The following is a 13,668-nucleotide window of genomic DNA, read 5'->3' as shown; positions in this document are numbered from 1 at the left end:
GCGGAGCCGGAACCCCTTTTATTATCCACGGCAGAACGGGAGGTATGGCAGGACGATACGGAGACCTGGACTACTCGAAGACGGTCAAAAACGGCGTGCTCGGTGGCGGCCTGCTGGTCGTGCTGGGCTTTCTCGGCGAAGAGACGGGCCACCTACTGTACGGCGATCTCACCGGCGCGCTGAACACGCTGTTTACCACGATGGAGTTCGGCGGGATCGTGATCGCGATGATCGCCGTGTTCGTCTTCGGCATCGCACTCCCGCTGACCGAGTAGCGTGGTCGATCGGTCCCGCGAGGACGGCACAAATATATGACTGACGACCAATCGACCGACCGAAGCGAGGCGCTTTCTCACCCGACCGACAGCCACGTCCTGAGCGCTGGCTGTAGTCGCTGTCCGGCGTTAGTCGAGTCCCGGAACTGTATCTCGTGGGGCAATGGCCCATTGGACGCGACACTGCTGGTCGTCGGTGAAGCCCCGGGAGCGGGCGATCCCGACGCCGAAATCTGGCAGGGCGGCAACCACACCGGCTGTGCCTACACCTCGCGGCACTCGGGCCGACGCATCCGCCGACTGATGGCCGACCTCGGCTACGCCGGGGATGTCTACTACACCAACGCCGTCAACTGTTTTCCCGAAGGTGACGACGGATCGAATCGCGAGCCGACGCCAACCGAACGCGAGAACTGTCGACCGTACCTTCGGGAAGAGATCGACCGGGTCGAGCCGCGGGTGGTGGTTCCGACCGGTAAGCACGCCACCATCTCGGTACTGGCCTTCGAGGATCGTACGGTCGAGGGGTTCCTGGAGTTGGTCGGCGAGCCGATCGACTGTCCGACCCTCGGCGTCACCGCGCTGCCGATCCTCCATCCGTCCTACGAGGAAGTGTGGCGCTCGCGGCTCGGGTACGACGCGGCGTCGTACCGCGAACAGATCGCCAGCCATCTCCCATGAACAGCGCGCAGTGAGCTGTCAGCCACCAACGTTCTTTATGAGTGCGAGTATACGGGGCTGTATGGCATCCAAAACGATCTTCGAGCAGATCAGAGACGGGGAGATTCCGGCCCGAATCGTCCACGAAACCGAGACGACGCTGGCGTTCCTCGACGCCCATCCGCTTGCGCGGGGCCACACGCTCGTCGTTCCGAAGGAACCCTACGAGCACCTCCAGGATCTCCCCGCCGACCTCTCGGCGGACCTCTTCGAGACCGTCCACGAACTCACACCCGTCATCGAGGAAGCGGTCGACGCCGACGCCTCAACCATCGGCATCAACAACGGCGAGGCGGCCGGTCAGGAGGTACCACACGTCCACATCCACATCATCCCCCGATTCGAGGGCGACGACAGCGGCCCGATCCACGCCATCGCGATCGATTCGCCCGACCTCACCGAGGACGAACTCGACGAGATCGCCGCCGCAATCGACGCCTAACGGCGGGTCACGGCTGCTTTTGTAACCTGACCCCGAAGCAGCGAACCGGCAGACCTTTTATCAATTCATCATATAAAAAATCCAGACAACCTCGAATATTTGTTAATTATACAACTGTTATACTTATCACTGAATAACAACTATGCGTTGCGATGCCCTCCACGACTGCACGCTGCCCCGACTGCGGCAGTGCCATCTATACCGATGCCGACGAACAGCTGTGTGAAGACTGTGGCCTCGTCGTCGACAGCGACCGGCTGGACCGTGGTCCCGAGTGGCGGTCGTTCGCCGACGACGAGACGAACCCCAAGCGGACCGGCTCGCCGTTGACCGACGCGCGCCACGACCGTGGACTGTCGACGGAGATCGGCCACACCGCCGAGCTGAGTGCAGCCAAGCGCCGACAGTTCGTCCGGCTCCGCCGCCAACACAACCGCGCCCGGCTGGGCGACAAGCGAACCAGAAATCAGGTCCACGCCTTCACACGAATCAAACACGTCGTCAGCAACAAGTCGCTACCCACGCAGGTACGGGATCACGCCTGCAGGCTGTTTCGGTCCGCCCAGCGGGAAGGCCTACTTCGCGGCCGATCGATCGAGGGCTTCGTTGCCGCCTGTCTGTATGCGGTCTGTCGGATGGAGTCGCTCTCGCGGACGATCGACGAGATCACCGAAGCCTCCCACAGCAGCCGCGAGGAGTTTCAGGCCGCCTACGACGCCCTGAACCGCGAGCTCGGCCTCCCGGTGGCACCGACCCATCCGCGGGAGTACCTCCCCCGGTATGCCGACCAACTCGAACTGTCGACGGCGGTCGAACGCCGCGCCCACGAACTGGCTGATCGGACCGAGCGCGAGGGGATTCTCAACGGTCGGAATCCAAGCGGGGTCGCGGCAGCCTGTCTGTATACGGCAGCGAAAGAAAACGACGCCGACCTCACACAGAGTGAGGCCGCGTCGGTCGCATCCGTGACACCGGTTACGCTTCGAACGACCTATCAGGAACTCGGCCCCTGAGGGGCGCGAGATGACAGCACGGTCGACGAGACACCACCGAGCGGGCCGCGTCTCAAGCCGTGTTACGGACCCACCCCACGACGCAGCAGCCGCCTCGGCACGTCTCGGGGGCCACACCGGGAGCTGGCTCGAACCACCGACAGACCGGTGGTCCGGAACACTCCCACCTACGACTGTTGCCACCTACCTAAAAAGTACACACGCGATACTCATCTGCAATCACGAACCAGTTTACGTCAGCGACAGTATGGCCGTCCATTACGGACGGAAAAGGTCGCTTATAGAGTCTCTTCCGGCAGAATATAGACGGTCGTGCCGTGTTTGAGCACGGGGACGGTGTCGTCTGGCTCGAAGTAGTCGGGCCGACGGACCGTTTTGGCTTCGTAGGTCTCGGGATCGAGAACCTGGACGGCGTGTTCGTCCTCGACGGTAACGACCGTGGTGTCGACCGCGTCGTCGGTGCGGCCGATCTTCGTGACGTCCGGGGTGGTTCCGTCCTCGTTGCTGGCCTCGTAGCGCTCCCCCGAACGGAGCCGCGTGCCCTTGAGACGGTCGTGGGCACTCGTGACGAGCACGGGGCCATCGCCGTCTTCGGGATCGATCACGTCGCCGGAGGTGTACTTCGGGAGCCGGGCGACGAAGGTGACTCTGTACACTTCGTTGCCGTCGCCGTCCTCGGTAACGAGCGTCGGATAGTCGTGTACCGTGCCGCCGAACCGATCGGTGATGCGGTTGGCGACAGCCTGGCCGAGTTTGTTCGTCGAGAGCTTCACGTTCGGCCCGGCCTCGTTGCTCCGGTCGACCGAGGTAATAAACGCCTCGCGGTCCCCGTCCTGCTCCCTGTTGGCGACGTAGGATTCGACCATCTCGATGGCCTCATTGGCCTCCTCGGACCGCACGGGGCGATCCTCGGCACGGATCTGGAGAATGCTCGCGAAGTAGCCGCCGGCGATCCGGCCACACCGGTCGCAGACCTCCTTGGAGATCCGGACCGGGACGGTTAGCTGCTCGCTAATCGGGGTGCCGCGGACGACGCCGGAAAACGAACAGTGCATCCGGATCGTCGTCTCGTCGACCTGTTCGGGCTCGACGCCCCACTCGATGTCCTCGGCGTTGATGTGGACCGACAGCGCCTTGCTGACGGCGTCGACGGCGACATCGGTGTAGTCGACCGCCCCGAGGTCGACCCAACGGTTGCCGCGGTGGACCGCGCCACACCGCCCGCAGACGGTGACCTGCACGCGGTCGGGGGCGTCGATGAGATCGAAATCCTCGAAATAACAACCGTCGCAGAGCACCGAATCCCCGCTTCGCGGCTCGCCGGGGCGGGGTTCGGCCCGCTCGGCGACCGGGTCGCCACACCGGGGACAGAACTCGCGTGACTCGCTCATAGGCCCTCCTATGGCCGTCGATCGGTTAAGCGCCGCGACACCGAGTCCGATCTGTGAATCCGTGTCACGCTCACTGTTCGAGGAGCTCGATCGCCGCCTCGTCGGTCACCTGACCGAAATCGCGGTAGTGGCGGCCGACCGCCTGGAACGGACGGGGTTCCTCGACGACCACCACGCGGTCGGCCTCATCACGGAGGTCAGCGCGCGCCGAGGCCGGGGCAACCGGGACCGCGAGGACGACTTCCGCGGCGTCGGTGGCCTGGAGCTGCCGCAAGCAGGCGATCGCGGTCGCTCCGGTCGCGATCCCGTCGTCGACCAACACCACGCGTTTGCCCGCCACATCGGGCAAGGGCTCACCGCCGCGGTAGTCGGAGACCTTCTGGCGGGCGGCCTTGGCCTCGCGTTCGCGTTCCTGTTGGATGTACTCGTCGTCGACGCGCAGTTGGCTCACGAGATCGTCGTTGAGCCAGTAGCTGCCGTCGCCAGCCACCGCGCCGATAGCGAGTTCGGGGTTCGAGGGCGCGCCGAGTTTGGTCGCGACCACGACGTCGAGCGGAACCCCGAGTCGGTCGGCAACCGCCCGGCCGATCGGGAGCCCGCCGCGGGGGATCGCACAGACGAGATCGGCGTCGACGCCCGCCTCGATCAGTCGGTTGGCTAGCTGTTCGCCACCCTCGGTTCGGTCGGTGAATGGCATGGAAACACCTCTCATGGAGAGTTCGGCCCGGAGGCGCAAATAGCTCCGGACCACGCCGTCAGCCGACAGAGGGCCCAGTCGGCTCCGGTAACGTTTAACGGATCGAACGGCTACGAGTAGGTATGAAATGGTCGACCGATTGGGGACTGCGCGGTCGGATGGGACTGACGATGTTCCTGCTGGTTGCCCTCTATTTCGTGTTTATAGGGGCTCTCGTTACGTTCACTAACGCAGGGATCTTGACAATCGTTGTAGTGATGGGTGCGTTCTCGTTCGCCCAGTACTTTTTCAGCGACAAGATGGCCCTCTACAGCATGGGTGCGCGAGTGGTCGATGAAAGCGAGGAGCCGGAGCTCCACCGCACCGTCGAGCGGCTCTCCCAGCAGGCCGATCTGCCGAAACCACAGATCGCCATCTCCGACTCCCGGGTGCCGAACGCGTTTGCCACGGGACGAAACCAGCAGAACGCCACGGTCGCGGTCACGCAGGGGCTGATGGGTACCCTCAATCAGGAGGAACTGGAGGGTGTGCTCGCCCACGAACTCGCCCACATTAAGAACCGCGACGTGATGGTGATGACGATCGCCTCGTTCCTGTCGACGCTCGCCTTTATTGTCGTCCGATGGGGCTGGCTCTTCGGCGGCAACGGCCGGAATCAGGCCCCGGTCTACGTCGCCATCCTCGTCTCGCTGGTCGTCTGGGTGATTTCGTTCTTCCTCATTCGGGCGCTCAGCCGCTACCGCGAGTATTCGGCCGATCGGGGTGCGGCCTCGATCACCGGCAACCCCTCGGCGCTGGCCTCGGCGCTGATGTCGATCAGCGGCCGGATGGACAAGGTACCACAGGACGACCTCCGCGAGCAGGCCGAGATGAACGCGTTCTTCATCATCCCGATCCGCTCGGGCTTTATCGGCAAGATCGCCTCCACCCACCCGCCGACCGAAAAGCGGATCGAGAAACTCCGCGAACTCGAACGCGAGCAGGAACTGGCCTGATTTCAGCGAGCGAAACGTCTTTGCGTTGTCACGTGGATAGTCCGCTATGGACCGCTGGCTCTCGTGGCTCCAGGACCATCCGTTCGGCGGCGCACTCCTAATTCTCGCGGCCGGTGGCGTCGGCCTCACAGTGCTGTCGGTGCTGCTCGTACCCGTCTTCATCCTCGCCGAATCCAGCGCCGTCCTCGGCTTTTTTGCCTTTTTCGTGCTGCTGTTTATGAGCGGGTTCGGCGTTCAGCAGCTCCGCGGCGACGACAGGGAAACCAAAGAGAGCGACACCGTCGACCCGGTCACGGAGCTCGAAGGGCGATATGTCCGTGGCGAACTTACAGACGAGGAGTTCGAACACCGCCTCGATAAGATCGTCGAGACCGAAGACGGGATCGACCGAGCAGAGACGGACCACACTCGCCGGGCGAGCCGCGAAGTCGAGACAGAACGGACGTAGCGACCCGGCTACTGCCAGATATTTATACCGGTGCTCAGGCTTCGATGATATCGTCGGCCTCGTCTTCGGGGACAGTAATGGTTCCGTCGACCGTTCGTACTGCCTGCCCACCCACCCGAACACGCCACGATCCGTTCGCATGGTCGACCCGTGTTCGGACGCGCCCGGCCCGGTCGAGGAAATCGCCCTGTTCGAAGACGAGTTCGTCGTCGAGGTCGTCGAAGGCGGCACTCCCGGCCGTATGGAAGTAGGCCGCACAGGCCCCGCTGGCGGTGCCGGTGACGGGGTCTTCGTCGACGCCGACTGCGGGGGCGAAAAACCGACCGTGGGCGGTCGAATCGGCCGAGAGGGTATCGAACGTGAAGACGTAGATGCCCGCCACGTCGAACTCCTCGGAGAGCGCTTCGATCGCGCCGAGATCCGGCTGGAGGCCGCCGAGCGATTCGAGGAAATTGATCGGCACGACGAGCACCGGGAGGCCGGTCGATGCACGAGCGACCGGGATATCCGCGCCCACGTCCTGGAGGGTCGAGACCTCACAGCCCAGTGCCCCGGCCAGCCGGTCGTAGTCGATCTCCTGTTGTTCGACGGTCGGCGTTTCCTGTGTCATCCAGACCGTTCCGTCTTTGTCGATCTCGATATCTAACACGCCGACGGCGGTTTCTAGGCTGTGGCTACCGTCGCCGAGTTCCCCCTCATCGTGGAGGAAGGCGTGGGCTGCAACCGTGGCGTGACCACAGAGGTCGATCTCTTGGGTCGGGGTGAAATACCGGACCTGTCGGTCGGCGTCGGTCGAAGCCGAGAGAAAGGCGGTTTCGCTCACCGCGAGTTCGCGGGCGATCGCCCGACACTGGGCGTCGGAGAGGTCGTCGGCGTCGGGGACCACACCGGCGGCGTTGCCCGAAAGCGGGTCGGTCGTGAAGGCGTCGACGAGGGCCATCGAACGAGTCTGCATGGGCCGACAGAACAACTACCGGATAAAAAGGATTCCGCGCCCAACGGCTACTCGGCCTCGAACATCCCGGTCGAGACGTAGCGCTCGCCGCTGTCCCAGAAGACCGTGATCACCAGCGGCTCGTCGGCTCCCGACTCGACGAGTCGCTCGGCGACGCGTTTGGCCGCGAGGTTCGACGCGCCGCTGGACTGGCCGACGAAGATTCCCTCCTCGCGGGCGAGCCGCCGACACTCGGCCTCGGCGGCGTCGGCCGAGACGATTTCGACGCCGTCGAGGAGATCGGTCTCCAGGTTCGGACTGATGAATCCAGGACCCATTCCCTGAAAACTGTCGCCGGTGGGCTCTTCGCCCGAGATAACGGCCGAATCGTCGGGTTCGACCGCGATGATCTCGATCTCGGAGAACTCCTCGACCAGCCGCCGCCCGATCCCCGTGATCGTCCCGCCGGTGCCGACGCCCGCAACGAGAGCATCGACCGTCCGGTCGCCGATCTGATCGAGGATCTCCGGGCCGGTCGTCTCGTAATGCGATTGGGGATTGGCGCTGTTCTCGAACTGGCGGAGTTGGACGGCATCACCCGCGGCTTCGATCTCGTCGGCCCGGTCTTTCGCATCGGAGATGTCGCCCTCGACGAGTTCGAGCTCCGCACCATAGGCCCGCATGATCGAGCGGCGCTCGGGGGATTTCGAGGCGGGCATCACGATCCGGACGTCGTAGCCTTTGGCCGCCCCGACCATGGCGATTCCAATGCCGGTGTTGCCGCTGGTCGGCTCGACGATCGTGTCGCCGGGCGACAGCTCACCCTCGTCTTCGGCGGTTTCGATCATCCACAGCGCAGGTCGGTCTTTGGCCGAGCCGCCCGGATTCCGCGATTCGAGTTTGGCTGCGATCGTCGCACCCTGGGGCGCGTCGACTTCGACCAGCGGCGAACCGATCGTGTCGAGAATGCTGTCGTCCATTACCGTCTCCTACTAGACCGGGGCCTAAACGCCTAACGGACACCCGTAGTTACCAACCGACTACTCTTCGAGCCGGGGAGGTTTTAGCCCTCGCTGGCGAAAAAGAGGTATGGAACTACAGACGATGCAGCCGAGTACGGAGTGGGAGCCAGCCGGGTTCGAGGAGTCGATCGCCGCGCTCGGGGCCGACGACTACACCTTCCACGTCTGGGGTGGCGACTGGTGTATCGACTGCCAGGAGCAGCTGCCGGATTTCGGGGCCGCACTCGATGCGGCGGGCGTCGACCCGGCGAACGTCGAACACTACCCGGTGGAAAAGGAAGACGATGGCTCGAAAACCGGCCCCGGCGTCGAGGAGTACGGGATCGAATACATTCCGACCGTTGTCGTCGAACACGAGGGTAATGAAGTCGCCCGGTTCGTCGAATCCGAAGACGTGCCGATCGCGGTCTATCTCGGCAAAGAGCTGCAGGCCCCTACCGAGTAGCGGCAGTTAGGAAGTCCCTACGGCCAGTTGCCGCCCTGCAGGTAGGCGTCGACGACGCGCTCGATAGCGACGACGTAGGCCGCCGTCCGGAGGTTCGGGGTTCCCTTCGAGTCGTAGGTCTCGACGAGGTCGTCGAAGGCGCTTGTGATCACGCGTTCGAGCTCCTCGTTGACGCGCTGTTCGGTCCAGGAGAACCGCTGGCGGTTCTGAACCCACTCGAAGTACGAGACGGTGACGCCGCCCGCGTTGGCGAGGATGTCGGGGACGACGTAGACGTCCTTGTCGGTGAGAATTTCGTCGGCAGCTGGCGTGATCGGGCCGTTTGCGGCCTCGGCGATCACGTCGGCGCTCACGTCGTGGGCCAGCGACTCGTCGATGGCGTTTTCGAGCGCCGCCGGGACCAGAAGATCGACATCGAGCGTCAGCAGCTCGTCGTTGGTGATGTCCTCGGCGACGTCGTGATCAACGACGCTGCCGGTCTCGGCTTTCGTGTCGGCGACCGCCTCGGCGTCCAGTCCGTCGGGGTCGTAGATCCCGCCGCTGGAGTCCGAGACCGCGACGATCGTCCCGCCCTGCTCGTCGATGAGGCGGGCGGCGATCGAGCCCGCGTTGCCGTAGCCCTGGACGGCGACGGTCGCATCCGAGAGATCACGGCCGAGCCACTCGAAGGTCTCCCGAGCGGTCAGCATCGTCGAGCGACCGGTCGCCTCGACGCGGCCCTCCGAGCCGCCGGAGTCGAGGGCTTTCCCCGTGATGACGCCCGGAGAGGTCGTGTTTTCGAGGGTCTCGTAGGTGTCTTTGATCCAGTTCATCTCTCGCTGGCCGGTGTTGACATCCGGTGCGGGGATGTCTTTGTCCTCGCCGATCAGCGGGCGAAGCTCGGCCGCAAACGAGCGTGTGAGGCGTTCGAGTTCGTCTTCGCTGTACTGTTTGGGGTCGACGACGATTCCGCCCTTGCCGCCGCCGTAGGGAATGTCGACGATGGCGCACTTGTAGGCCATCCAGCCGGAGAGTGCCTTCACCTCGTCACGGGTGACTCCGGGGTGATAGCGAATCCCGCCTTTATACGGCCCGCGGTCACCGTTGAACTGCGAGCGGTAGGCATCGAACAGTTCGATCGATCCGTCATCGAGTTCGACCGAGAGCGTGGTTTCGAGGACGCGCTCGGGGTGTTTCAGCCGTTCGAGTACGTCCGACTGGACGTCGACGTACTCGCCGGCGACATCGAGTTGTTCCTGGAGACTTTCGAACGGATTGGCTTGGTCAGCCATACCTATGGGTTCTCCGGATGATTTTTAACGGTATCGCACTAATCCTACTGATTGGGAATCCACGCCGAGCCCGGCGGTTCGGCCAGTAGCGACTGCCTACTGTGGCGTCGCTTCCGGGCTGGTATCGGACGAAATCGTCTCGACCGAGCCGTGAGCGGTCGAGCGAGAACCGTCTCTCAGAGACAGAATCAGCGGTTGGAATCGAGCCACTCGAGTGCGGGCTCGATGTCGGTTTCGGGCGGCGAACAGCTGAACGACTGACAGGCATAGACAGTCGGCTCGCCGTCGACCGCCTCGCGTCCGGCCCACACCGGCGGGGCATCGTCGAACCCGAGCCGGTCGAGCCACGCGTCGAGGCCCGCCTCGGTCGGCGGGCGGTGGGCAAGGACGACGCCGGGCAGGAACCGGTCGGCCAACTCCTCGTGCCAGTCGATCGGGAGTTCGTCGGCCGCGACGGTGAGCTCCGCACCGCCGTGGGCATAGCGGTCGGCGGCCAACGTCAGCGAGACGTGTTGGAGCGGATTACCGCTGATCCGGTTGCCGTGGGTTTCAAGCACGCGCCCGGCGATCTCGGTGTAGTCAACGTTTGGAACGAACCCATCCAGGACGAGCAGCAGATCAGTCGCCACCCCGAGACTGGAGGGCGTCGACTGGTCGTCGAGCTCCTGGGGCCGGGTGACCAACTGCTCGCCACTCTGGGGCGTGAAGTAGATCGTTCCCTCCTCGGGGTCCCAGAACTCCGCGACGATGGTGTCGGCGAGTTCGAGGGCGAACTGGAGGTGGTCGAGTTCGCCGGTGGCCTGATAGGTGTCGAACGCGCCGCGCGCGAGGAAGGCGTAGTCTTCGAGATACCCCTCTCCCTTGGTGTCTCCGTCGATAAATCGGCGGGTAAGTCGGCCGCTGTCGGCGTCCCACAGCTCGTCTTCGATAAAGGAAAGCGCGGCAGTAGCCCGGTCGGCGTAGTCGGCGTCGAGCACCTGCGCGGCCGTCGCGTAGGCGGAGATCATCAGCCCGTTCCACCCGGCCAGAACCTTCTCGTCGCGCGGCGGCCGGGTTCGCTCCTCGCGGGCCTCGAACAGCGCCGACTCGGCGTCGGCCAGGCGGCGCTCGACCTCGTCGACTGGCAGCTCGTACTCGTCGGCGAGATCTTCGACGGTCGCCGAGACGTTCAACACCGTCGTCCCGTGTTCGAAGTTGCCCTCCTCGGTGATTCCGTACCGGTCACAGAACAGGTCGGCATCCTCTTCATCGAGCAGGTCGCCGACCTCCGCGGGCGTCCAGACGTAGAACGTTCCCTCCTCGTCGCCGCTGCGAGCATCGAGGGTGCTGTAGAAACCGCCCTTGGGGTGGGTGAGCTCGCGGTCGACGAACGTTAGGGTCTCGCTAACCACGTCGGCATAGTGGTCCCGGCCGGTGAGTTGGTGGGCGGCCAGATACAGCGGCGGGAGGCCCGCGTTGTCGTACAGCATCTTCTCGAAGTGGGGGACGGTCCACTCCCGGTCGACCGCATAGCGGTGGAAGCCGCCGCCCAACTGGTCGTAGACGCCGCCGGTCGCCATCCCGTCCAGCGTGGTGGTGGCGACATCCAGCGCATCGGTGGTGCCGCTCCGGGCGTAGACGCGGAGCAGGAGATCGATCCGGCCGGGGTGGGGGAACTTCGGGCCGTCGGAGCCGAAGCCGCCGAACTCCCGGTCGGCCGACCGCAGCGCCGCCCGCACGGCGTCGTCGAGCTGTTCGGTGCCGGGCGACTCGCCGGGTTCGTCGGGTGTCGACTCCAGTTGGTCGCGTGCGCCGTCGGTCCACTGTTCGGCGCGCTGTTTCATCTCGGCGCGCTGGTCGGGGTCGCTCCAGGAGCTGCTGATCTTCTCTAAGAGGTCGCTGAAGCCGGGCATCTGGCCCCGCGGCTCGGGCGGGAAGTAGGTGCCAATGTAGAACGGCTTGCCCTCGGGGGTGAGCCAGGCCGACAGCGGCCAGCCGCCCCGGCCAGTGACCAGCTGGCAAACCGTCATATAAATACTGTCGAGGTCGGGCCGCTCCTCGCGGTCGACCTTGATCGGGACGAAGTGCTCGTTGAGACGTTCGGCGACCGCTTCGTCCTCGAAGCTCTCTTCTTCCATGACGTGACACCAGTGACACGCCGAGTAGCCGATCGAGAGGAAGATGGGTTTGTTCTGTTCTTTGGCGGCTTCGAGGGCGGTGTCGTCCCACGGCTGCCAGTTGACCGGGTTGTCCTCGTGTTGGCGGAGATACGGGCTGGCCTCGTCGTCCAAGCGGTTGCGGGCGAGGGGATCGCTCATACGGCTAGTGGGCCAGCGAGACGCAAAAAGGGTCCGTGTCGGGACCGGAACCGCGGTCGAAGGGCGACTACTCGCTCGACTCGTTCGTTTCGGTCGGTGGCTGTTGTTGCTGTTGCTGCTGTTGCTGCTGTTGTTGTTCCTGGGCTGCCCGTGCCTGCTCAAAGAGTCCCCCGGCGGCGATCGCTTGCACGACGTCTTCATCGAGCGCGTCGAGAATGTCGCCGTCCGCTCCGGAGACCAAAAGCAGCCCTTGTGAATCGAGCTGGTCTTCGATCGAAAGCCCCAGCTCACCGAAGGAGTCTTCGGCGGTGTCGATGGCGTCAGCGAGCGCCTCCTGTTGCAGCGTTTGGATCTCCTGTTGGGCCTCCTCCTGGGTCGTGTTTCCGGCCAAGACCTCCTGTTGGAGCTCCCGTTGACGGGTTTGGAGTTCCTCCTGGTCCGGTTGTAGTGAGACGGCTACTTCTCGACTGTCGCCACTGCCACCGGTCTGTCCCATACAGCCTGCCACGGCAACACCAGTGCCGACCCCAGTGAGTTCGAGAACACGCCGCCGATTGACCGTCGGTTTGTCTGTCATAAGACTAGTTCGACACTCACGACCGCACATATATAAACGAGGTGATCGACATGCGGGCGGCGAAACAACTACACGAGCGGCCGAAGTACCTTCGTAGGTGACTGACGATCCGACCGATATCCCGACCGACCCACGGGCGGCCGTCGACGCGCTGGCCGACCACCTCACCGCGACCGCCGAACGGCCGGTCCCACCGGCAACGAACCGGTGGCTCGGCGAGGCCGAAGCTGTCGCCCGCGACGGGGCGAGTGAGGGACTCGATCCCGAGACGCGCCGCAAGCGCGTCCGGCAGGCCGCCGACCTGCTCGAATCGGCTGCCGAAACCGGCGACGAGATCGCCGACGACCACATCGAGGCCGCCAAGCAGTGCTGTCGGGTGGTCCTCGACGGAGACGGCTTGTAAGATCCGGATCCTTCGTGGATCGAGTTTCGAAACCAAAGGCGGATCGTAAGCGACACCGGTCTCGGTTACGTGGGTCGACCTATGCGTGACCTCGACGACACCGACCGGACAATTATTCGGCTTCTCCTGGAGAACTCCCGCCGCCCCTACAGCGAGATCGCCGACCACGTCGATCTCTCGCCGCCTGCGGTCGCCGACCGGATCAGTCGTCTCGAAGATCTCGGCGTCATTGAGGGATTCACGCTGGATCTCGACAGTTCGATGCTCCGAGAAGGGGTGGCGGTGCTCGTCGACCTCTCGGTCGTCCCCGGCCGAACCGAGGCGGTCGCCGAGGGGCTCCGCGGACGCGAGCGGATCGAACACTTGTATGTGACCGCCGACGCGCGTGTGGTCGTCCACGCGACGCTCGGGCCGGACGGCGTCGACGGCCTCCTGGATGGCGTCGACACAGACCACCTGCGGGAGATTGACGTGAGCCTGCTGTCGGATGCCTCCTGGACGCCCCGGATCGGCGAGGCCCAACTCGCGGTCGACTGCGACGAGTGCGGCAACGCGGTCACAAGCGAGGGCGAATCCGCCGTCATCGACGATACCCAGTACCACTTCTGCTGTGGCTCCTGTCTGGCGAACTTCGAAGAGCGCTTCGAGCGGCTGCAAGAAGGGACGTAGCCGGTAGCAAAGCGCCGCCGCAGCAGCCGTTTGATTCTTCACAAAGCATTTATAAGCAACAGATAACGG

The 13,668-nt window shown here is 64.4% G+C and carries 16 protein-coding genes; 9 read left to right on the top strand and 7 right to left on the bottom strand.

The genetic code is table 11. From position 1 onward, the window contains the following. Nucleotides 1-44 precede the first annotated feature (44 nt). The 4 genes from NO877_RS00810 to NO877_RS00795 all read left to right on the top strand — a co-directional run bounded on the left by NO877_RS00810 (nucleotide 45) and on the right by NO877_RS00795 (nucleotide 2,450). Nucleotides 45-275 (top strand): DUF7860 family protein, encoded by a 231-nt coding sequence (locus tag NO877_RS00810; protein ID WP_256394393.1) that lies wholly within the window; start codon nucleotides 45-47, stop codon nucleotides 273-275. A gap of 36 nt (nucleotides 276-311) precedes the next feature. Continuing rightward, nucleotides 312-956 carry a uracil-DNA glycosylase gene (locus tag NO877_RS00805; protein ID WP_256394392.1) on the top strand — a complete coding sequence of 215 codons (645 nt, stop codon included), beginning with the start codon at nucleotides 312-314 and terminating at the stop codon, nucleotides 954-956. 61 nt (nucleotides 957-1,017) lie between these two features. Then, entirely contained in the window at nucleotides 1,018-1,437 is a 420-nt protein-coding gene (locus NO877_RS00800; RefSeq protein WP_256394391.1) for an HIT family protein, read from the top strand. Nucleotides 1,438-1,589: 152 nt separating this feature from the next. After that, nucleotides 1,590-2,450, top strand: a complete 861-nt coding sequence (locus NO877_RS00795) for a transcription initiation factor IIB (protein WP_256394390.1) — start codon at nucleotides 1,590-1,592, stop codon at nucleotides 2,448-2,450. 278 nt (nucleotides 2,451-2,728) lie between these two features. Here the strand turns inward: NO877_RS00795 and NO877_RS00790 are convergent, their stop codons facing one another. Together NO877_RS00790 and NO877_RS00785 are read right to left on the bottom strand one after the other, a co-directional pair. After that, nucleotides 2,729-3,841, bottom strand: a complete 1,113-nt coding sequence (locus tag NO877_RS00790) for a 60S ribosomal export protein NMD3 (RefSeq protein WP_256394389.1) — start codon at nucleotides 3,839-3,841, stop codon at nucleotides 2,729-2,731. Between the two features lie 70 nt (nucleotides 3,842-3,911). Then, nucleotides 3,912-4,538, bottom strand: a complete 627-nt coding sequence (locus NO877_RS00785; RefSeq protein WP_256394388.1) for a phosphoribosyltransferase — start codon at nucleotides 4,536-4,538, stop codon at nucleotides 3,912-3,914. Between the two features lie 122 nt (nucleotides 4,539-4,660). Here NO877_RS00785 and htpX point away from each other — a divergent pair, with 122 nt between their 5' ends. Further along, nucleotides 4,661-5,533 (top strand): zinc metalloprotease HtpX, encoded by an 873-nt coding sequence (gene htpX / locus NO877_RS00780; protein ID WP_256394387.1) that lies wholly within the window; start codon nucleotides 4,661-4,663, stop codon nucleotides 5,531-5,533. Between the two features lie 46 nt (nucleotides 5,534-5,579). Further along, on the top strand, nucleotides 5,580-5,981 hold the full coding sequence (locus NO877_RS00775) for an SHOCT domain-containing protein (protein WP_256394386.1): 402 nt from the start codon (nucleotides 5,580-5,582) through the stop codon (nucleotides 5,979-5,981). A 34-nt stretch (nucleotides 5,982-6,015) separates the two neighbouring features. On the opposite strand, the gene NO877_RS00770 is transcribed toward NO877_RS00775, so the two are convergent. Continuing rightward, nucleotides 6,016-6,936 (bottom strand): PhzF family phenazine biosynthesis protein, encoded by a 921-nt coding sequence (locus NO877_RS00770; RefSeq protein WP_256394385.1) that lies wholly within the window; start codon nucleotides 6,934-6,936, stop codon nucleotides 6,016-6,018. Nucleotides 6,937-6,983: 47 nt separating this feature from the next. After that, on the bottom strand, nucleotides 6,984-7,895 hold the full coding sequence (locus NO877_RS00765; RefSeq protein ID WP_256394384.1) for a PLP-dependent cysteine synthase family protein: 912 nt from the start codon (nucleotides 7,893-7,895) through the stop codon (nucleotides 6,984-6,986). A gap of 109 nt (nucleotides 7,896-8,004) precedes the next feature. Between NO877_RS00765 and NO877_RS00760 the strand changes: the two genes are divergently transcribed. Continuing rightward, nucleotides 8,005-8,382: a TlpA family protein disulfide reductase gene (locus NO877_RS00760; RefSeq protein WP_256394383.1), complete on the top strand. Its 378-nt coding sequence runs from the start codon at nucleotides 8,005-8,007 to the stop codon at nucleotides 8,380-8,382. 17 nt (nucleotides 8,383-8,399) lie between these two features. Here the strand turns inward: NO877_RS00760 and NO877_RS00755 are convergent, their stop codons facing one another. The 3 genes from NO877_RS00755 to NO877_RS00745 form a co-directional block, all read right to left on the bottom strand. Beyond that, nucleotides 8,400-9,653, bottom strand: coding sequence for a Glu/Leu/Phe/Val family dehydrogenase (locus NO877_RS00755; protein WP_256394382.1), 1,254 nt, complete (start codon nucleotides 9,651-9,653; stop codon nucleotides 8,400-8,402). A gap of 188 nt (nucleotides 9,654-9,841) precedes the next feature. Next, on the bottom strand, nucleotides 9,842-11,950 hold the full coding sequence (locus tag NO877_RS00750) for a thioredoxin domain-containing protein (RefSeq protein WP_256394381.1): 2,109 nt from the start codon (nucleotides 11,948-11,950) through the stop codon (nucleotides 9,842-9,844). A gap of 67 nt (nucleotides 11,951-12,017) precedes the next feature. Further along, nucleotides 12,018-12,527: an OmpH/Skp family outer membrane protein gene (locus NO877_RS00745; protein ID WP_256394380.1), complete on the bottom strand. Its 510-nt coding sequence runs from the start codon at nucleotides 12,525-12,527 to the stop codon at nucleotides 12,018-12,020. A gap of 97 nt (nucleotides 12,528-12,624) precedes the next feature. Here NO877_RS00745 and NO877_RS00740 point away from each other — a divergent pair, with 97 nt between their 5' ends. Together NO877_RS00740 and NO877_RS00735 are read left to right on the top strand one after the other, a co-directional pair. After that, nucleotides 12,625-12,930 (top strand): DUF8152 family protein, encoded by a 306-nt coding sequence (locus NO877_RS00740; protein WP_256394379.1) that lies wholly within the window; start codon nucleotides 12,625-12,627, stop codon nucleotides 12,928-12,930. Between the two features lie 81 nt (nucleotides 12,931-13,011). Then, on the top strand, nucleotides 13,012-13,599 hold the full coding sequence (locus tag NO877_RS00735; RefSeq protein WP_256394378.1) for an AsnC family transcriptional regulator: 588 nt from the start codon (nucleotides 13,012-13,014) through the stop codon (nucleotides 13,597-13,599). Nucleotides 13,600-13,668: the final 69 nt, after the last annotated feature.

It is taken from the genome of Halohasta litorea (genome assembly GCF_024494645.1).
Taxonomy (GTDB): domain Archaea; phylum Halobacteriota; class Halobacteria; order Halobacteriales; family Haloferacaceae; genus Halohasta; species Halohasta litorea.
This window is presented reverse-complemented; position numbering and strand designations above follow the sequence as displayed.